Annotated in this window: 9 protein-coding genes; 2 read left to right on the top strand and 7 right to left on the bottom strand. The window is 37.9% G+C overall.

Going from position 1 to position 21,663, the window contains the following annotated elements; genetic code table 11:
• Positions 1–18 precede the first annotated feature (18 nt).
• The 6 genes from A6733_RS07870 to A6733_RS07845 form a co-directional block, all read right to left on the bottom strand.
• Positions 19–2,283, bottom strand: a complete 2,265-nt coding sequence (locus tag A6733_RS07870; protein WP_092460780.1) for a hypothetical protein — start codon at positions 2,281–2,283, stop codon at positions 19–21.
• Positions 2,284–4,641: 2,358 nt separating this feature from the next.
• Positions 4,642–7,131: a coiled-coil domain-containing protein gene (locus tag A6733_RS07865; RefSeq protein ID WP_092402915.1), complete on the bottom strand. Its 2,490-nt coding sequence runs from the start codon at positions 7,129–7,131 to the stop codon at positions 4,642–4,644.
• Positions 7,132–9,716: 2,585 nt separating this feature from the next.
• Positions 9,717–11,252 (bottom strand): hypothetical protein, encoded by a 1,536-nt coding sequence (locus tag A6733_RS07860; RefSeq protein WP_092411593.1) that lies wholly within the window; start codon positions 11,250–11,252, stop codon positions 9,717–9,719.
• Positions 11,253–13,116: 1,864 nt separating this feature from the next.
• Positions 13,117–14,781 (bottom strand): hypothetical protein, encoded by a 1,665-nt coding sequence (locus A6733_RS09200; protein WP_176696104.1) that lies wholly within the window; start codon positions 14,779–14,781, stop codon positions 13,117–13,119.
• A gap of 579 nt (positions 14,782–15,360) precedes the next feature.
• Positions 15,361–15,510 (bottom strand): hypothetical protein, encoded by a 150-nt coding sequence (locus tag A6733_RS09195; RefSeq protein ID WP_176696801.1) that lies wholly within the window; start codon positions 15,508–15,510, stop codon positions 15,361–15,363.
• Positions 15,511–16,248: 738 nt separating this feature from the next.
• Positions 16,249–17,040 carry a hypothetical protein gene (locus A6733_RS07845; protein WP_092460778.1) on the bottom strand — a complete coding sequence of 264 codons (792 nt, stop codon included), beginning with the start codon at positions 17,038–17,040 and terminating at the stop codon, positions 16,249–16,251.
• A 975-nt stretch (positions 17,041–18,015) separates the two neighbouring features.
• Between A6733_RS07845 and folK the strand changes: the two genes are divergently transcribed.
• Complete coding sequence (gene folK, locus A6733_RS07840) at positions 18,016–18,537, top strand: 2-amino-4-hydroxy-6-hydroxymethyldihydropteridine diphosphokinase (protein WP_092403436.1); 522 nt, start codon at positions 18,016–18,018, stop codon at positions 18,535–18,537.
• Here the strand turns inward: folK and polA are convergent.
• The gene (gene polA, locus A6733_RS07835; RefSeq protein ID WP_092403434.1) at positions 18,506–21,004 is read right to left on the bottom strand and encodes a DNA polymerase I; all 2,499 of its coding nucleotides are present in this window, start codon (positions 21,002–21,004) and stop codon (positions 18,506–18,508) included. The genes folK and polA overlap by 32 nt on opposite strands.
• Before the next feature lie 231 nt (positions 21,005–21,235).
• Between polA and A6733_RS09495 the strand changes: the two genes are divergently transcribed.
• On the top strand, positions 21,236–21,427 hold the full coding sequence (locus tag A6733_RS09495; RefSeq protein ID WP_092403432.1) for a hypothetical protein: 192 nt from the start codon (positions 21,236–21,238) through the stop codon (positions 21,425–21,427).
• Positions 21,428–21,663 lie beyond the last annotated feature (236 nt).

The following is a 21,663-nucleotide window of genomic DNA, read 5'->3' as shown; positions in this document are numbered from 1 at the left end:
TGTATAGTTCTTCTCCCATTATTCCACTCCTCTCACGCTAGCACCCTCATTCTTTACGCCTCCTCCCTCTCTGCTCTTTCTCTGCTCTCTCTCTCCTTCTCTGCTTTCTTTCTCTCTTTTTCTCTCTTCTTCCAATTCCACTAAAAATTTTCTTTTCTTTTCCAATTCTGTTAGCGCTTCTATGCTATCCATTGTTAAATCCGGTGCCAATGTAGGTCCTCCATTAGAATATCTCGTACTCTGTTCTGGTGTATCTGTAACTTGACTATGCGTAGTAGCAACTATATCTCCTCCACTAGCCTCTAACTCTGCTGCGATTACTGTTACCGCTTCCTCTAAAACTCTTATACTTCCAATATTACTACCACTAACTCCCTCTTCCTCTACTACTAATACTTCTTCTAATTCTTGTATTACCATCCCTTCCGATACCACCTCAGGTGTTGCTACACTGCCCTCTTCTCTCTCTGCTCTCGCTATCTCTGATCCCCCTGGCACTAGAGATATCATCCCCCCCCCTGTATCTGTCCTTTTCGCCTCTATTTTCCCCAGCCATAGCCCTAGCTCCAGTTCTAGCTCTCTTACTCTCGCTTCCACATACTCTAATCTCAGCATTAGCTCTAGCTCTCTATAACTTGATCCCGCTTTTGCTTCCTTTCTCAATCTATTTAGCTCTATTTCTCTTCTTCCTATATCTATCGTTGCCTCTATCCCTTTCCTTTTGGCCACGAGTTCATCTAGCTCTAGCTCTAGACGTTTCTCGTTTACTGCCATCAATCTTAATCGCACTAAATCTACCTCTATCTCCATCCCTCTCGTTCTTACTTCATTTAGCCCCTCCTCGTTTGAGCCCATTTTCTCTAGATACAGTTTTCTTGCTACTAGTGCCCCTAGCTCTTCCTCTAGACCTTTCACTTTTATTCCTCTTGCTACTGCTCCTTCTAGATCTGCCCTTACTGCTGTCTCTTTAGTTCTTACGCGATTCATCTCTGCTACGGCCCCTCCTGCTCCTGCCTGCTTTAGTTCTTTACATCTAACTCTCACTTTCTCTAGCTCTTTCCTCATCTCTTGAATATTTTCTGGTCTAGGTTCTGCTACCACTTTCCTTAGTTCTCTCTCTTTTTCTTCCATCATCTCCATGTCTTCTTTTCTTGAGCTTAATGACCCTGTTACCTCTAGATTTTCTATAATTTCTCTTACTTTATCTTTAATTTTCTCTAGATCTGCCTCTCTACATAAAGCTACACTTAGAGCTGTACCCATCTCTCTTTCTCGTATCTTCGCTTCCACTGATACCTCTTTCATTCTCGATTTTTCTTGCTCTTTTTTCAAAATCTTCGCTGCTGCTTCTTCCTCTTTCTTTCTCAGCTTTTCTTGCTGCTTTCTCAGCTTTTCTTGCTGCTTTCTCAGCTTTTTTCTCTCTTTCCTCAGTCTTTCTTGCTCTTTCCTCAGTCTTTCTTGCTCTTCACTCGGTCCTTCTTGCTCTCTCATGTCTAGTTTGGCCTTCAATTTCGCCAATTTCCTAATCCTATCTTCTTCCGATTCCACTACTGATTCTTCCTCAGATTCTGTTTCAAATTCTTCTACTGCTATTGTAGGTGCCATCACTGCTGGTGCTTCTAAGCCGCCCATCGGAGCTCTCATTAATCCCTCATTAGTTGCTGTAGGATCAGTAGTATCTTCACAGCCAACGCTAACTCTCCCTTGGATTGCAGCAAAACTCTCTAGTTCTTGGTTGTGCAATAAACTTTCTAGAATCTCTAAATCTGATGACAACATGAACCCCTCATCAGAATCTCTAGTACTCTGTTCTGGTGCACTTGATACTTGCCCATGAATAGTAGTAGTACCTGCACCTTCTTGTACTACCTCTGCCAACTCAGGTGGCTCTAAACTATTTAGAAGTGCTTGTATTATTCTCTCGTTAGAGGCAATAAGGGCAAGATTACAACCACCTTCGCTAGTCCTGACGGCAGAGCTAGTTCCCTCTCCTATTTCTCTACGAATTAGTACTTCATGTTTGTCTAGAAGTTGAGCCACCAAAATTGATACATGAGAAGCCTGCGGGGTGCCATAAAACATGCTTCGAGATAGCATTTCACCAGGATGCATACCCAGTAATCGTGCTAAATGTGGCTCTAATATAAACCCTCCAGCATCAGCAGATACTGCACTTTGTTCTAATATTAATGCACTTGACGGTTGCTCTTGCTCATCCACACTACTTTGCTCATAGCCGCCCTCAGAAACATTTGCTTCACTATCACTCAATTTTAGTTTCATCGATACAACACCTTATTTTCTCGTTTTTTTCTTCTGTTGATCATGCCGTATGCAAGACTTCATACAGTTAATATCAAGCTTGTTTTTTTAATTTAATATGGTATGGCTTTTAGAACACACTTAACCTATGCTAATAAAAAATACCCCCAGCAAAAATATATAGATCCAGATACATATAAAAAAATAAATTTACCAACTAACAGATACATAATACACACAAACGGGTTTTAACTACATCTAAACAGATACACCTATCATGCTGAGTTAGTAAAAGCTATCTTTCAACTAGTATTGCCCCGCATACATTATGCTCCGGTCATTGTAATTATCTTTGTATACTTACTTATGGAAAGATTATGAGTCTTTATCAACTAGTGTAGTTTTCCCTTTCCAAAATTTTTAAATCAAAGAAAAAACACGATAAATACTGCAATTTATTTGAGATCTTTGTGTGTGATTTTAAAGATTTTTCATGTTATTATTTTAATAAAAAAATAAGTAATTGTTGCTTATGCATAAAAGGTGAAATAACTTTTCATACACCATAACGCATATGACTTTATACTCTTAACCAATTATTTATTGCTTCTATAATGCAACTATCGTACAGCTGAAAGTCATTAACTACAATACGGTTTCATTAGTATATGTAATTGTCAGTATGGCGGATAATGATTAAACTCCATTATTAATTGCATAAATCTTGTGATGTTTTTCTGCTCCTCCGCAGCAAATGCATGTGACAACCTCTAGCTGCCTCCTATTCTACAATCCCCTGTTCAGTTGTTGCTTTTAGGATAGATCCGTTGACACTGATCATTATTAATGGAAAAGTCATGCGAGAACATACATACTTTTGAACAAGCAATCAACATAAACTGTGGCTTCATAAAATAAATTAACAAACGCACCAATATTGTTTTAATAATATATTTGTAGATATGGAAACTGCCCCTTTTGGGTGCTACGACCAAAGCGCTAAAGAGACAATAACTCAAGTTAATACAGGAAAAAATAACGGTTGGCACACTATTCTATACCGGGCAAACCTTCACCTAACCAATAGCTGCATGTTCTTACTCTACTAAGAATTTTAGTACTGCTTCTACATCAATCCCAATCTGTCGTTACTCAGTACAGTATTTTGAGCAGATAAAGTGGTGGTTATACTTCTTATTAGTACAACTTTGCCTATATCAATAAAGACAGAGTAGTTCCTAAATCGCAGAAGGTAAAAGATTAACTATTAGTTTATAATGTATGAGATAGTGCCATCCACAATGCAAAATTTCTCACTTTAAAAACTTACTTTTTGTAAATAAAAGTAAGTAGTAAAGTATTGATACAGCAACAGAACTAACAATTACACATAATACTGTCTTACTCCAATTTTAATTTAATTTCCTATGCATTATATTTGAATTGAGGATGCAATTTTTTATTTACGCATACAAGTATAATTACGATCACACTATAGCTTACAACCATTTATACACTTACTATATCTAATACGGACGATCCTTCATCCCAAACATAGCAATAATGGTACTGCACGTAAAAATTCTAACCGTATAAGTATCAACCAGACTGTTATATTATTTATTATCCAAGGAAGAATAAGAAGGCAATGCCGTCCTTGCAGTCCTGATTTTATACTTTCTGGTGCACCAACTCCAAGGCAACACAGGCTCTCTAGAAATTGTCCTTGAACTTTGTTCCCTCAATTATTCACCAAGATAAACCCATTATTCACACTATTTATATGCGATATTTACTATCCTATTTTGTTTCTGTTTCTAGATCTACCATTCGCGCTAGATACCGTTACTGATACGCGCTTCTTAATAAAATATACACACTGACCCAAAACTGTACTAAACAACACTTTGATATTTTATCTGCCTAACATCAATCGCAAGTACGTAATCTACTTCCTTGCCGATTCTATTAAACACATCACCATTCCGTCCCGTCTGAAAACTTGCTCTACTGAAGCCAATTCCTACGCTACTTTACCAGAACACATCCTTAGCATTAGAGATAAATTTACACTCAGCTACAACCATACCTAAGGACTATGTGCTCCGCCCGAGTACTACAAGAAAATACATTGACCTTAGATTCAACTAACTGTCTACCATCATTCTACGACATACTACTTGGTTTACATAAATCACTTAATTACTTGTATCATGAGAGCAGAGGACTTGCTATTTATACTTGATTTGGTACAGCATTACAGTAAAGATGCACCCAAGACTCATCCTCACTAAGTGTTTAATACTTCTTCTACTACCGCTCCCCTTATATTACATCTATCACATATACCCTTTCTTCCCATTCACACTTCTATTATCCCTAATTCTGATCTTGCTCTACAACTTTCAATTTCTCTAACGCTAGAACTAGTCCTCTCGCCCTTAATCTTGCCCTAGATAACCCTATCCTCAGCTCTAACTCTCTCACTCTTGCTAGAGCTCTATCTCTATTGAGCTCTTTCAGTCTATCTCTCTTTGCCTCTATCTCTGCTGAGGTTGCCTCCGATATCACTCCAACTGCCCATATCCCTCTATCTAAATTCATCACGTGTGCCCTCACTACGTCTAATTCTAGACCTAAATTTCGTTCTTGTGCTCTCACACCACCTAGTTCTAACTCTAGCTCCTCCATGCTTGCTGTTATTGCCCTCTCTCCCACCTCTCTAGATCTCTCTAGTCTCACAGCTTCCTCTAGTTCTAGCTCTAGCTCTATAATCTTTATTTCTACCAACCTTTCTCTCTCCTCTTCTCTCATTCTTGCTGCTCTCTCTTCCTCCTCTAGGGACCTTACTTTTGTCTCCTTCTCCTCCTTCCTTGATCTTTCTTTAGCTGCTCTCTTTTCTAGGGCTAACCTCGCTTTTTCCTCCTTATTTCTCGTTTTTTCTTCCATCCTTTGTTGTTCCGCTAACATTTTCGCCGCTTTCCCCTCTAGTACTGCCCTTGCCTTTGCCTCCTTATTTCTTGCTTTCTTTTTCCTCTCTTCTTGTTCCGCCAATATTCTATCCATTCTCTCTTCCAATTTTGCTTTATACTTCTCAGCTTTCCTTTGACTTTCTCTCCTTTTCTCTTCCATTCTTTCCTTTTTCAATCGCTCTCTCTCCCTACTTGATTTCTCTCTTTCTTCTTCTAATCTCTTTCTTTCCGCTTTCAGTTTCTCTTTTGCCGCATTCTCTTCCTGTTTTGCTTGCTCTTTAGCCTCTTCTTTAGCCTTTCTTTCTTCCTGTTTTCGACCTTTCGCTAACTGTGCTTCTATTTTCTTCTGCAATTTCATTTTCTCCATATTCTGTTTTTTCTCTAATTTTTCCTTCCTTGCTCTTTCTACCTCTTCTAGTTTACTCATTCTCTTTGACTTCATTTCCTCTTCCACCGCTCTCACTTTCTCTAGCGCTTTAACTATCTCTACACACAGCTCGCTCTTACTACTTTTACTCTTTGCTTCGACCAATATCGGCAAATCAGATACCACAAATCTTGTACCATCTTTCACTTCTTTAATTATAGGCAATGTTCTTGATTTAGCTACAGATAGCAATCTCGATACCTTCATCATTTCTTGCTTAGTCGTTTGGCACGACCCTAACAATTTCTTCATCGTTTTTTGTTCACTGACATCCGCCATTTTAGTCTCCAATTCTTTTAGCAACTCTTCTGACTCTGCCATTACTGTAACTACAGGTGCTTCTATGCTATCCATCAGAGCTTTCAATAATTCTTCATTAGTTGCTAAAAGAGAATCTATATCTTCACAACCAAGGGCAATTGATCCTTGGGTTGCAATACCAGATCTTTCCAGTTCTTGATGGAGCAACAAATCTTCTCTAACTGCTGAAAGTTGACTTACTATGCTTAAAACAATTTCAGACTGCGGAGTACCATAAAACATACCTCGACGTAGCAACTGACCAGGCTGCATTCCCAGAGATTGTGCTAAATCTGGTGCCAACATTAACCCTACATCAGAATCTCTATTGCTCTGTTCTGTAGAGCTTGCCACTTGCCCATGAGTAATACCCACACCCTCTACTAACATTGCATCTGGTAACCCTGGAGCTTGACAATACGTAGCATCAGCACCTTCCATTGCCAACAACTCTGGTGCACCTGGAGCTGGCCAATACATAGTATCCATACCTTCCACTGCCACTACATCTGGTTCACCTGGCGCTTGCCAATACGCAGCAGCACCCACACCTTCTACTGCCATCAACTCAGGTACAACTGGCGCTTGCCAATACATAGTATCCATACCTTCTACTGCCGCTGCATCTGGTGTAACTAACGCTTGACAATGCGTAACATCCATCCCTTCTGCTACCATTGCATTTGGTGCACCTAATAATTGCAGATTCGTAGTAGTATCTACAACCTCTACTTCTTCTGCCGGTACTACTGCAAATGGAGGCGCTTCTATACTATCCATCAGCGCTCGTATTGTTGCCTCATTAGAGGCCATAAGGGCAAGATTATAGCCACCATCACTAGATCGGACGGCAGAACTAGTCCCCTCTCCTAGTTCATGACGAACTAGTTCTTCCTGCTCGTTTAAAAGTTGAGCTGCTAAATCTGATATATAAGAAGCCTGTGGGGAACCATAAAACATACTTCGAAATAGCATTTCACCAGGTTTCATACCCAACGATTGTGCTAAACTCGGCGCTAATGGGAACCCTCCCGCCTCAGCAGATCCTGTACTCTGTTCTAACGCTAACGCACTTGATTGTTGCGCCTGCTCATCCACAACACCTTGCCTGCAGCCACCCTCTTCGGGATTAATTTCTTCATTACTTGTGCTACTTAACTTCCATTCCATTAGTATACAGTCCCTATATTCTTAGTACCCATACTATTGTTTTTTCTACTGATATCAGATTGTTTATACAAATCTATCCACAACTAGTATCAAGCTTGTCTTTTTAACCTAAATTGTCAATTGCATACACATAGCACCTACAAGTTAAATTTAACTACATCTAGGCAAATAACTACCATGTCGAGTTAGTAGAAGCTCACCTTCAATTGGTGCTATATCTCCACACATCAAAATTCGTAGGACTACTGATAGCAGCCAAACTAAGTACCCTTATCAATTATCATAGCTTACATAATTTTTCTAAATCTAATTAACAAAGAAAAAATACGATGCAAAAATAGTAACTTATTCGATACCTTTGTGTGCATGACTGAAGATTCATAATGTAATTATTTCGATAAATGAGTAGCCTCCACCTAAAAATTATGAATGAACTTAACATGGTCATAGAAAATTAGCTCTACAGAAAATTAATTTTACCTTTTCTGGACAAAAATATTGTTCATACTTATAAATTAGTATCTGGCTTATCATTGGAACCAGTCAATTCAGATTGATAACAATTCTTTGATCATCCTATAATTTTGTTGGGCAACCAATCTCAGTAGAAAGTAATTAGTTAATATTTGTGTGGTCCAATTTATCTTGGATTATTAGTAAATAATTAAACATTACCAAGCAACAGACTGCCTTATTCAAGACACAAGTGTTTAATAATACTTAATGACTATACATTTAATTGATCATAGGTAATTGCTGCAGCAGTGCTGATACTAGAGTAGACACATCATTCATTAATATTAAATTTAATGATTCTCAAATTTGCCATTCGCTGCTACTTACCACTACTAGACTGAATAATTGCCGGTTATGTACATACTTCTTCCCCGGATTCTTGACTTGTATTTGAGTAAGAAGGTACAAATTTTGTAACGTATTTAAACAATTTAACAGACTCAACAATATTATTTTAATAATGTACTTGTCGCTATAGGATAGGAATTAACCAGTTTACGCAATATGACGAAAGTACTAGAATAGACAGTGACTCAAGTATCACTGTCAGTACAAGCAGAATAGTGCCCGGAGCACTTAGTGTAAAAAAATTTGATATCAGTTTACGATACATGAAGTAGTGCCGCTTACCATGTCGAATCTATTACCACCAAAAAACCAAAGTTTTTGTTTTTGTAACCCTTACCTTTTTTTACTTCAGAATAGATTTTCTGCGTTCATTACATTTGTAAGTGATGCTGTAATTTTTCAAATATTTGCATTTACTTTTACCACACTAATATAAATGTCCTTTAGTCTCACAATAAGTAACGAGAACAATCAAGGTGAAATGCTTCTTAACCAATAATGGTGCTGCACGTAAAAGTTTTAACCATTGTCCAGTGGCTCTCTAGCCTTGCTTTCAGCTGTGTACTTCTCTTGTGCCCTTCGCTTATTCCTATACATAAATTGAAGTTATAATTTTCTCAAATTAATCATCTTTATGCCCGTAGTACATCCTCAATATAATTCCTGCTTTTATATTTTCTGTAGTACCAACACCAGACAACAGAGGTTCTCCATAAATTGGCCTTGAACCTTGCTCTAACTGTTTATCTAAACAAATCTTTTATCCACACTACCTGTACTTACATGCGACGTTCTACTATACCGTTTCGTTGCTAGATCGTTACATGAGTAAATTATTGTTAAACCGATACACCTCTTAATGAGGTACACACCGACCCGAAATCGCACCGAAAACATTTTGTGTGTTTTACTCGCCTATCCTCAATCGCAAGTACATAATCTATTTACTTGCCTGTGTTTTTATTAAACACATTAACCACTACTTCTAAAACTCCCGCCATTAATATTGCACGATCACCTACCTATTGCCCAGGAAACATATCATTCATGAAATTTGTGCCCAGTCCTCTTGCTGGCAATCTGATGTAGACAGACCATCGTTCTATTAACCCCAGTATTGATATTATTTCCAACCCTACAAGTACTCTTTTTACCTGTTTTTTGCTTATACTTTTATACTTATCACCATACTAACCATCTCCATGTATCACCTGTCCTACATGCGATTAAAACTAGAGACGGAGGTTTTATTTTATGCTACAGCATAATGTATTAAGATCTCCTGAGCACACAGAAATTTGCTCTGCTAAAGCTAACTTTAAACAAACGCTTTGCTAGTTTTATATCAGCACCAGAGCTAAGTTTGCGCACTCAATTTCAACCTTGTTTCATGATTGTGTACTTCATCATAGTACCATCGTAAAATGTAGCGCTAATTGGACACAACCACCTGTATATTGCTATTTCACAACTGACTACTTGATTCACATACCTTACTCAATAACAGCAAAATCCTTGTTCTTTTATTTATTATTACCATTACTCCTATAGTACTCCATCATTTCCATAGCCAATCTTCAATTTACTATCTCTTCTTCCGCTACTCCTTATCCTAACTATTTCTAATAACGATCTCGCTCGCTCTATGGCTCTTAGTATCTCTTTCTTCTGATAGTTCTTCTCCCATTATTCCACTCCTCTCACGCTAGCACCCTCATTCTTTACGCCTCCTCCCTCTCTGCTCTTTCTCTGCTCTCTCTCTCCTTCTCTGCTTTCTTTCTCTCTTTTTCTCTCTCTTTCTCTGCTTTCTTTCTCTCTTTTTCTCTCTCCTTCTCTGCTTTTTCCCTCTCTTTCTCTTTCTTCCTCTCTGCTTTCTCTACTTTCTCTTTCTCTTTCTCTGCTTTCTTTCTCTCTCTCTCTCTCTCTTTCTCTCTCTCTTTCTCTGCTTTAGCCTCCTGTTCCGCCCTTAATGCTATCTCGGCTCTTGCTAATCTTTCAGCTCTTGCTTTCGCTAGCTCTTCCTCTAACCTACTAACTAGTTCTCTTTCCTCTTCTATATCTTCCCCTCTCATCTCTTGCTCTATCCTTCTAGCTTTCGCTTCCCTAGCTTCCCTCGCTTCCCTCCTTTCCTGAACATCTATCTCAACTCTTCTAGCTCTCTCTTCTCTCGCATCTATCCTTCCCTGTATCTCCCTCTCTACATTTTCCACTTTCACATGATCTTTCTCTCTTTTTCTCGCCTCTATCTCTGCTATCACTCTCAATCTTTCCCTCTCCATCTCCGCCATTTCTTCCCTTGCTATTTCCAATACCCTCTCGTTCTCTACCTCTATCGATCTATCTCTCTCCACTTCATCTGACATCTCCTCACTCGAACTACTCACTGCTATCACCGGCGGTACTGCCGTAAGTAAAGGTGATTCGATGCTATCCATCAAAGCTTGCAACAACTCCTCGTTAGCTGCTATAAGAGCATCAGTATTTCCGTAACCAACTCTACTCACCTGGTCAACAACACCAGATCTTTCTAGTTCTTGATCACGCAATAAACATTCCTGAGCTTCTGAAATTTGACCTACTACGTCCAAAACAATATCAGACTGTGGAGTATCATAAAACATACTTCGACATAACACCTGACCAGGATACATTCCCAGCTTTAGTGCTAAATCTGGTGGCAACACAAACCCTACACAAGAATATCTATTACTCTGTTCCGGCGCGCTTGTTGCTTGCTCATACGTAGCATCACCCACACCTGCTACTGCCACTACCTCTGGTACACCTAGTGCTTGCCCATTCGTAACAGTACCTACACCTTCTACTGCTTCTGACGGTACTACCACAGATAGAGGTGCTTCTATACTATCTATCAACGCCTGTATCGTTGCTGCGCTAGAGTCTACAAGGGCAATAGAACAAGCGCCGCCACCAAGTAGGATAGAACCAGTCCCCTCTCCCATTACACGGCAAAGCAGATCTTCATGTTCGATTAAAAGTTCAGTTATCAAATCTGATATGCGAGAAGCCTGTGGAGTGCCATAAAACATACTTCGAAATAACATTTCACTAGGATGCATCCCCAACGCCTGTGATAAATGAGGTGCTAATAGAAATCCTCCAACCTCAGCAGATCCTGTACTTTGTTCTAATTCTAATACACTTGACGATTGTTCCTGTTCACCTAAACAACCTTGAACATAGCCAACCTCAGGACTATTTGCTTCATTGCTCGAGCTACTTAATTTCCTCTTCATCAGTAAGAGTCCCTATTTTCTTGTTTTTTCTCTTCTGTTAACAATACATGCCGCAGATAAGTCTCAGTCTATAGTTAATATTCAAGCTTGTTTTTTACCTTCCTTTTATAACACGCGACATCTAATCTGGTGAAAAATACTCTCGACAAGAATACGTAGGCCAAAGCACATGCAAAAAAGTAACTTTGTCAACTACAGAAAAAACACAGCATCCAACAGTTAGGTGTAAATATACATGGAGGTGCAAACCTACACATAATCGAATACACTTAACACTCTGAACCAGTAAAAAGCCATCTTCCAATCAGTATCGCCATCTATAACATTAGGCTAAGAATTAGATACAGGCCGCACCCAAGCGAGTACGTTTGGAATTCTATATCAGTATAAACTCTACTTTAAATAATAACTTCAACTAATATTACACCCCTATACATTAGGTTCAGTTATTACAAACTATATTTACATGATTACTGATCAATATCCAAGGCAAAACCTTTATCTGTGTATCTGTGTCTATATGTAACATTAAACTCTCCTCGTTGAATATGTTCCGGTATGTAGGAGATTACTATGTTAAACCAGTGCACTAGGTTGAGTTACCAACTCTGCTGACACCGAGCGCGGCTACAACATCAACACCTCATGAAATACTGCACTGTGCTTTAGTACACTTAGCAAGTGTGCACCTCGTGTATCCGCTTAACATATTCAATCATCATTCTTCAGGACATTTCATGTACCGCCTGCAACACTTAATTTAAGTTCCATGAATACAGGCCCTCATTTTTTGTTTTTTTCTATTGATAACATTACGCGCCATGAACAGGACCCTACACGATTAACATAAATCAACTCACATACACAACCCAAAAATCCACTAATTACCATAATAAATGGCATCTACAATATGTATCTAACCAGATATATTCAGCATGCTGAGTTGATAAAGCCTATAATTCAACCCAAAATAACACTTTCTCACTACGTGATCCTGTTACGATGATATGTATTTTACTCAATTTTTTTCAAATTAAATTAGGAAAAATAAAACACGAAGTCGTAGTTTATTTGATACTTATACATTTACACTTTAAATTCCTGGGTGGAATTATTTTGATAGATGCGGGTTAGAAAAAAATAATAATTACCTCTTAAGTGAAAGATACATACGGCTGTAGAAAATTGTTTTGTTGTTTTTGAATTATTTTACTCCGTAGAAAAAATTTAGTGACTGTACCCTAAATCCGCATATTTGCTTCAGGATAATGTTTATCATTTACTATCTGTACATTTTGTTGTGCAACTACGCAAAATTCAATGCCATTCATTAATGATTATGATTTTAGTTTGGGGACACATCAATAGACAATTAATCTTTCCAAGCAACAAACTTTATTGTTAATTTATAGCCCAAAGATTAAAAGACAATAGCCGCCAATACAGATCAATTCACGTATTACAAGTGTATATACATAATCCGACTGCGCCAACTACAGGGTACACATAACATCAATCATGCTAATCACCTCCTTCCCTGATTACCCCCTTTTCCTTCAGCACAGATGACATTAGAGTTGCTGCTGGCTGCTACTATGAATTTATTGTTTATACATACATTTATTTTACAATCCTCGCAAAAAGAACTGATCTCTATTAACAGACTGGCCACATGCATCGTTTTGAATAAAAAGGAACCAACACCATACTCTACTTGAAATAATTGCAATTACACTACGTTTTAATAATGTACTTGCAGGCAAGCATCTCCTAACTTGGGCATTATAATAAAAATACCAAAGTAACCAGCGCCAGTAAAAATTGAACAACGACACGCTATCCCATATCATATAAACATCATCATCTAATTACTATCCGAGTCTTCACCTGCTAAAGATCTTTGTATTGCTTCCAATATATCAGGCCTGATGAGTCCTTCTACCCTATGTCCAACACCTCGTCCTGCTGAAGTTGATGGCATAGCATAATCCCCTGCTGGCATAACCGCACTCATTATCACTAAAGACGATGGACTATCTACTAAAGCATGCGAATCCGTGCTATTTGGCGCCTGTATACCTTCTAGCATTGTACTTACCCCCCTTCCATCTACTGCTGCTTCTTCCATTGCCATAACATCTTCTATTATCCCCTCTAATTCTTTTTCCCCACTTTTTTCTTCTACTACTACCTCCCCTAATTCCAACATTTCTCCCGCTAACGCTCCTTCTTCCATTAATTCCGACACTAATTCTACTACTACTACTTTTACTATGTCTTCTACAACTATACCTCCCAGGACTCCTTCTATTTCTGCTGATACTGCTACTACTCCTGCCTCCACTGTACCCTCTCTTTCTATTAGTTCCTCTATCATTCCTGTTACTGATTTTGCGAAGTCTTGAATTTCTGTTAATGCCTCTGCTAATACTTCTTCTACCAACCCTTCTATTACTACCTCTTCTACCACTTCTACTAATGATTCTGCTAACTCATCCACCTCTCCTGATACTGTTTCTGATGCTAATACTCCTACTACTTCTTCTACTAACTCTTCAATTTTTTCTTCAGGTATTGACTCTATTACTGCTGCTAGTAGTCCCTCAATTTCCTCCTCCACAGATACTTCTGCTATTATATCCTCTATTAGTTCCGCTATTACTTCTTCCATCTCTTCCACTAATTCTTCTTCTACTAAATTTTTCGTTAATTCTTGTGCTAATTCTTCTAGCTCCTCAGCCCTTACATCTTCTGCTATTATGTCCTCTATTGATTCTGCTATTACTTCTTTCACCCCTTCTACTAGCCCTTTTTCTACTAAATTTTCCGTTAATTCTTGTGCCAATTCTTCTAGTTCCTCCTCCCTTAACTTTTCTGCTATTACATTCTCTATTGATTCCAATATTACTTCTTCCATCTCTTCCACTAATTCTTCTTCTACTAAATTTTCCGTTAATTCTTGTGCTAATTCTTCTAGCTCCTCCGCCCTTACATCTTCTGCTATTATGTCCTCTATTGATTCTGCTATTACTTCTTTTACCCCTTCTACTAATTCTTCTTTTACTAAATTTTCCGTTAATTCTTGTGCTAATTCTCCCATTTCTACTGTAATCAGTGGCTCTACGCTACTTGTCAAAACTTGTAAAAACTCTGATTTATTTTCCACAGTAACAGAAAAATCACCGCGGTCATCGGCAGTTCCTATTTGGGCCGTGGCACTGAGACTAGTCCCTTCCCCTGGACTTTGGGTTTGCAATACATCTTCTTTAACTTCTGAAGGTTGAACTACTAAATCCGACTCAACACCAGCTTGTTGGGTGCCCAAAAACATACCCCGTGATAAAAGGCCGCCAGGTCTCATTTCCGTCATTAGTTCTAAATTAGGCTCCAACCGCACCTCACCACCGAAGGATCCTAATCTCTGCTCCAGTGAGGATAGTGGTCGTTGATCCTGCTCACTTACATCATCCTGTCCATCACTATCTTGCGGACTATTTGACCCACTCACACTGCTTAATTTTCTTTTCATAAGTACAGAGCCTTATTCTTGTAATTGACCTCACGTACTGCGCACAAGTGTCACAATAGTACTAGCATCAGGATTGATTATTTGTATATAGCATTACTTAAATGACAAACGTACATCGCACCCTGCAAAAAACTCACAACCACTCACACATAAAATAATCAACCATAGGACATAACTTTATCTTAATTACCCGCATATAACCGAACACAATCCAAATAAAAACACTCAACACGTTGAGTTAATAAAAAATTTCCTCAACTAGTATCATCCCTTATCAATTTCATACCATTGCTAACATTACGCCTCCCCCTCTTACTGGTGGTTGCAGCAGTTGTTTTTCATCAATTGACGTAGTCTTAAGAGTTTTTAAAATTTAATTAATTGAGGAGAAGTCAAAAAAACTGTAATTTACCTCTTATTTATGGGTATCTTTAATACCTTTAAAGTAAATTGTTTAGAACAAACTGAGTACTAATTACCATTACAGTAGTAAGCCGTAAGCCGATTTTATTTTTATCTAATCCTCCCTGGTAACTGAAAAATACTTATTTACTTAAACTATTCACTTCTCAATGAATATCAGTTTTTATGCCCATTATCAACGTACACAGCTTTATAACGTAGTACTCCGTCGACGTCTAAACTAAGCAAGGAAACTAATAGATAGCTATCAATGGTGGTACAATCAAGCATAAACAGTTGCTTACGTGCCAATACCACAGCAGACATAATTCCACTCTAGTACTGATAATATCATCTACCTCACGCCAGTGACCCTATTGCCACCTAATCATAGCCAAATATAAATAATTTATACAGAATTGATACGCTAACTATAACTATCTTCCTTCTTCGAGATTTTATTGCGCAGATATTGCCTTTATAAGGTTTACAGTTGACACTAGCATTACAGAAGGGGCGGGTAGCATGCTTGATAATAATTCGAAAGAACTGAAGGGACCACCAACATGCACAGTATTCAAAAATACTTGACAAATACAGCAACTTTATTTAAATAAACTCACTTTTGTACACAAGTTTACACAAGAATTATCTCCTTTCATTAATTTTGAAGAAAATACCAAAGCAAGTAATAGTTGAAGACTAGGCATCGTCTAAATAATGTGAGGTAGAGGACTCTACTATAAGTTTAGGAAAGATTTGTTGACAAAAACAGATATCAACTCCCTTAGCCGTTTCTCTTTACTCTTACTTTCAGACAAAGGTACCAAATCTACTAAATAAAAATACCAGCACGTCCTTCATATTGGAGACTAAAACACCCTGTGTTCTAGCAAACTAACACCTTAGTTCTAGCAAATTACTTCCCAGTTGTACTTGTACCACCAACCAAGCACAACAGATGCTTCTAACATATCCCAATTGCCCATCATTGTACACAATAGTGCTTTTCTAATTCTTTCTTTTCACAAGTTCTGGAGTACTGTACAATCCTCCAAGTAATATTCAACCCAAGGGGTTTTCTGTATTTTTAATGGCATTAAAAACACCTTTTGGTTCTTCTGCCTCTTCTGCTACTCCTTCCACTGGTGATTCTATGCTACCCATCAGGGCCTCTAACAACATGTTGTTAGATTCAACAAGAGAATTATCATACGAACCACTGCTAGCTCCATCTCCCGCTTCCCCTATTAGATCTTCATTTATTGATAAAACTTGACTTATCAATTCCAATACAGCACCAACTTGTGCAGTGTTGTGAAACATACCCCGCACCAACTCTGCGCCAGGCTCCATTCCAATCATTTGTGCTAAATGCGGCTCCAATATGAACCCCTCTACTTCCCCAGATAATCCTGTGACGCTTGACGATTGTTCCTCCTCTTGTAAGCCCACACCTTCCGTTGCTTCTTCCAATGGTTCTATGCTACCTATCAGGGCCCCTAGCAATAGCTGGTTAGATTCAATAAGATCACACAAACCTCCACCAGTTCCCTCTCCTACTTCTCTAAGTAAATCTTCATTGATTGCTAAAACTTGACCTACCAACTCCAATACAGTACGAACTTGCAAAGTGTTGTAAAACATGCCCCGCATTAGCGCTACACCAGGCTCCATTACAAGCATGGACCCTAAACCCGGATCTAATTCAAACCCTCCCGCTGTCTCAGAAGATCCCGTGACCTGTCCTAATGCACATCCACTTGATGACTGCATCAGCTCATATACACCATCTTGCCCACCGAAACCATCGGGGCTACTTGGTTCAGTACCCATACTACTCAATTTTCGTTTCACTAGGATAGTCCTTAAACTTACATGGTTCTCATTTTTAGTCTATTGGTCACACGTTGTAAACAAACCCCTCTGCAATTAACATCAACCCTGGTTCTTTAGGTTCTTTAACCTAATATGCTCTTAAAGAATACACACATCTATGCTAAGAAAAAACACACTCCACGCACGTATTGAAAAAATACAATATAATACATAGTATGGAAATCTGTAATTTATTTTATTTGATATTTCCTTGTGTACATTTGTAGGTTTATGTGATAATTGTTTCATGTTGCATTTAGAATGATATAACAACAATTTCTGTTTGAACATAAAACAGATATATCGACAATATACAATACTTATCCTACTCCAGATTCATTATCCAATTCAGAAACTACTCCATTCATAGACCTACCTCCCACTGAAGTGATAAAGATACAAGATTGTTAACTTTCAGCGCGGCCTTTCAGCGCGGCTTAACTAACATTATTAATTAATTGTTGATGTGCAGATATCACGCCAGCTGCAACCTCCTTTGCTCCTATTTTCACATGGTCAGTACGAAGAACCGGTCTAAACTCGAGTCTACTATTCCTGCACTACGTTCTTATATGTTTCATTCAGAACACATGAAGCTAATACTAACTCTACCTACAGGTTAATTGTACACATATCACCCCGTTAAAGTCTTTGTAAAATTGATCAATTAGTTGCTATAGTATTTGCAATACTTAGCAATGTTTTGCCTAACTTTACTTTACATGACTTGCAATAATATACATGTTATGCAAGCAGGGATCTCGTTACTCAAGTTCTCACGGCGGTTATAACAATATTAATGAAAAAATCAAAGTTAAAATAGTACGTGCACAAATTTATTGTTATTTGGTATCAGTATAAATTATTCCACTCTTGTCTATATAAATTAAAGATCATTAGCGCAGTATCTTAAGGTAGTGTAGTATCTTAAACTTAGAGAGATATGGGGTAGTTATGGATGCTTACCTTTCTGTGGGAAGTAATCAAGGTCAACGGGAATGCTACCTTAGCTATGCAGCCAACTTGCTGGAATGTGATCACAGGATTAGTATTATAAAGAAGTCATCTATATATGATAGTGTCCCGTGTATAAATGTTTGGCAACCTAACTTTTTAAATGCCGTTTTTTTAATTAAGACGACTTATTCCTTATCGGATCTTGGCCGTGCTGTTTTGATGATTGAAAACTTGTTAGGCAGGAGAAGGCAGCATAATATCAGATATGGTCCACGTACTTTGGATATAGATGTAATAATTTATGGATATATGCCTTACAGTGAGGGATCATTTACCGTTCCTCATTGCAAAATCTCAGAGCGGGCTTTCGTTTTGGTCCCACTGTTGGAAATTGCTGGAAATATACATATTACCGGGCACGGATATGTTAAGGATATGTTACATTCACTTTCGCAACAGCACCTGGTTAAGACGGATTTACAGTGGTCTAATGAGCTGATTCCCAGTTTTTGCCCGTAGAAATAGTTACTTCTAGTGGAACATAAAGTTTTATAGCTGACTCCATCGTATCGTGTACTAATTGGGATACCTTTTCCAGCTCATACTCAGGTACCTCTAAAACCAATTCGTCATGCACCTGCATTATTATTGTGCTTTCTAGATTTGTCTCAGCTAACCTGTTGTGCAAGTTAACCATGGCCACCTTTATAAGATCTGCTGCACTGCCTTGCATAGGTCCATTTATAGCAGTACGCTCAGCAGCAGTTTTTAAGTGTACGTTTTTGGAATTTATGTCAGAAATCCATATACGTCTGCCCATTATGGTTTCAACATACCCTTCTCTGTGTGCAAATTCTCTAATTTTTGACATAAAGTGTGCTACTTGCGTGTAACGTTCGAAATAACGATCAATAAAAAACCGAGCATTCTGCTGTGGTATGCCAAGTTGTTTGGCTAAACTAAACGCAGACATACCGTACATAAGACCAAAGTTAATAGTTTTCGCCCATCTTCGTTCCTCATCAGTAACGCTTTTTATATCCTTACCAAGTACTTCTGCCGCAGTAGCACAATGTATATCTTTATTGCTATGTAATGCTTGACAAAGATTTTTATCTTGCGATAAATGTGCTAACAATCTTAGTTCTATCTGCGAATAATCTGCTGATAGTAACAAATGCCCTTCGGGGGCTATAAATGCCTTTCTTATAAGTTTGCCTTCCATATTACGTATAGGTATGTTCTGTAGATTAGGCTCTATACTACTCAAACGACCTGTTACAGTTGTAGTTTGACAATAGGTAGTATGAATGCGACTAGTTTTTTCATGTACCTTGGATAATAGCCCATCCACATACGTAGACTTCAATTTACTAAGCATTCTAAACGTTATCAAATTAACGGCAATTTCATGATGCTCCGCTAACTGGTGAAGCACTTCTTCATCAGTAGAAGGTGCACCTTTGGGAGTTTTTTTTAGTACCGGAAGATTTAATTTGTCAAACAGTACTTCCTGTAACTGTAGAGTTGATAATATATTAAATCTGTCTCCAGCCAAAAGATATATGCTGTTAGTAAGTTCCTTTATTTGATGATCAAATGTCTTCCCCTGTTCTAACAAGTATTCAGTGTCAATTAGTACCCCTTGTTTTTCCATGGCAAAAAGACACCTTTGTACTGGTAGTTCAATATCAGTATATAAGTTTTCTTGTGAATGATTATTGTGTAATTGTTTCTGTAAATCTCTCCACACATATCTAAGATGATTTGTATTTATGTCCGATGAACAATTTTCATATTGCATTGATTCTAGTAAGTTTTCTAAACTGTGCTTTTTATGAGAAGCCAAAACATATGATATAAGAGAAACATCATCAACTACCGATTCGTTATGCAGATCTGTATTAATCAAATGGAACAAATCCTTTGCAGAACAAGTAACTATACGCTTTTGTCCTGACACTATTGACTTAAGTTCTGCTGTCGACACATTCTCCTTCTTTTGAAGTCCATCTATTCCTGAACCCTCATATGTCAAACTTATCCAATCTTCACCTTTGTTTTTATTTACTAATATGAATAATATGTCTTTTTCTTTATCGGTATACTCTGCGTTAAATCTAACTTCATGTTCCTGAGAGTAGCCAGGAAGCTTTTTGAGCCAAGAAGAAAAATTAAGCTCCGTATAAATATCTCTTAATTTTCCTATATCTGGCTCTTTAAAAGTAAAGTAGCTAATGTCAAAATCTAAGTCAACGTCCTTTAAAACAGTGATTAATTGTCGATTTGTTTTTAGCTGATCAATTGATGCCCTTAGGTTGTTTCCTATTACACCTTTGAATGTATCTTTTTGATTTATAATCTCATCAACACTTTCGTACTGACTTATCCATTTTTGAGCTGTTTTAGGCCCTACCTTGTACACTCCTGGTATGTTGTCTGATGTATCACCAACTAAGCTCAGGTAGTCAACAATTTGGTGTGGCCAAACTCCAAATTTTTTATAAACACCATCAATATCAATATCAACATATTCACCGTTGATGAGGATTATATTCTCATCTACCAACTGAGCTAGATCTTTATCTCCAGTTGAAATTAAACACCGGTACCCAATTTGTGAGAATTGAGTCGATATAGTGCCTATTATATCATCTGCTTCTACTCCATTTATTCGCAGATAGCTCCACCCATTAGCCTTGATACATTCGATTAATGGTTCAATCTGTATTATAAAATCGTCATCTGGTTTACCACGGTTGGCCTTATAGTCCTTATAAATCTTGTGACGAAAATTTTCCCCTGGAGAGTCAAACACACATACCCCACAATCTGCTGGATAGTGCTCACGTAAATGATTTAACATTTTAAGTACGCCGTATATAGCACCAGTGGGCATATTGTCAGGTGTTCTTAGGTCTGGTAGTGCATGGTAGGCACGGTGTAAATGAGAGAAAATGTCAATAATTAGAACTTTTTTCTTCATAATAAAGGTGCCTATATTTCAAAAAGGAAGATCATAAGAGATATCGATGATAATAAACATACGCCATACAAACATAGTATCCCAGGGAATTGGTTTGTCACATATATTATGCAAAAATTAGAGAATAACGCACCTTATTTTGGGTAAATTAATTAAGCAGTGGCTATTTTGAGAGGAGCAAGTATTCCCAAGGAGCACATATTTCATAAGCAATCCCTTGTAGCATAAGGTGTGACTTCTTGGATAGAGTGTAATTTCTCAGAAAATGGAATTACCGCTATAACCGTCGGTGGACCTGGTATTATGGAGACAACAAACATGGGCGCTCACTATAACGATTCTTTGTTAAGCTGTAATATGTTTTTTTGGGTTTTGTATATGTACTTATTGCCAAAACAACATTTTTTATATGAAGATTCTTAATTTCGAACACTGCAGGATAAGAAGGTTAGCATTCTTGCAATGTACTCAGGTACTCACAGCCATACCAAGGTTTTTGGGGGCACTTGATGAGATTTTTGAGATCTTAGTGTACAAACAGAAGGATCCGTATCAAGATTGTAATATTGTTTTGAGGGGTTCAATTTTTTGGCTTGAGGTCTCAGAGTATCCTAGTTCTTTCGTTGGGCGTCAATTTCTTTTGTCGTAGGCTTCCATGT

It is taken from the genome of Candidatus Ichthyocystis sparus, assembly GCF_900078745.1.
GTDB lineage: Bacteria > Pseudomonadota > Gammaproteobacteria > Burkholderiales > 2013Ark19i > Ichthyocystis > Ichthyocystis sparus.
The sequence above is the reverse complement of the archived record's forward strand: the minus strand, read 5'-3'. Positions and strand labels throughout refer to the sequence as shown.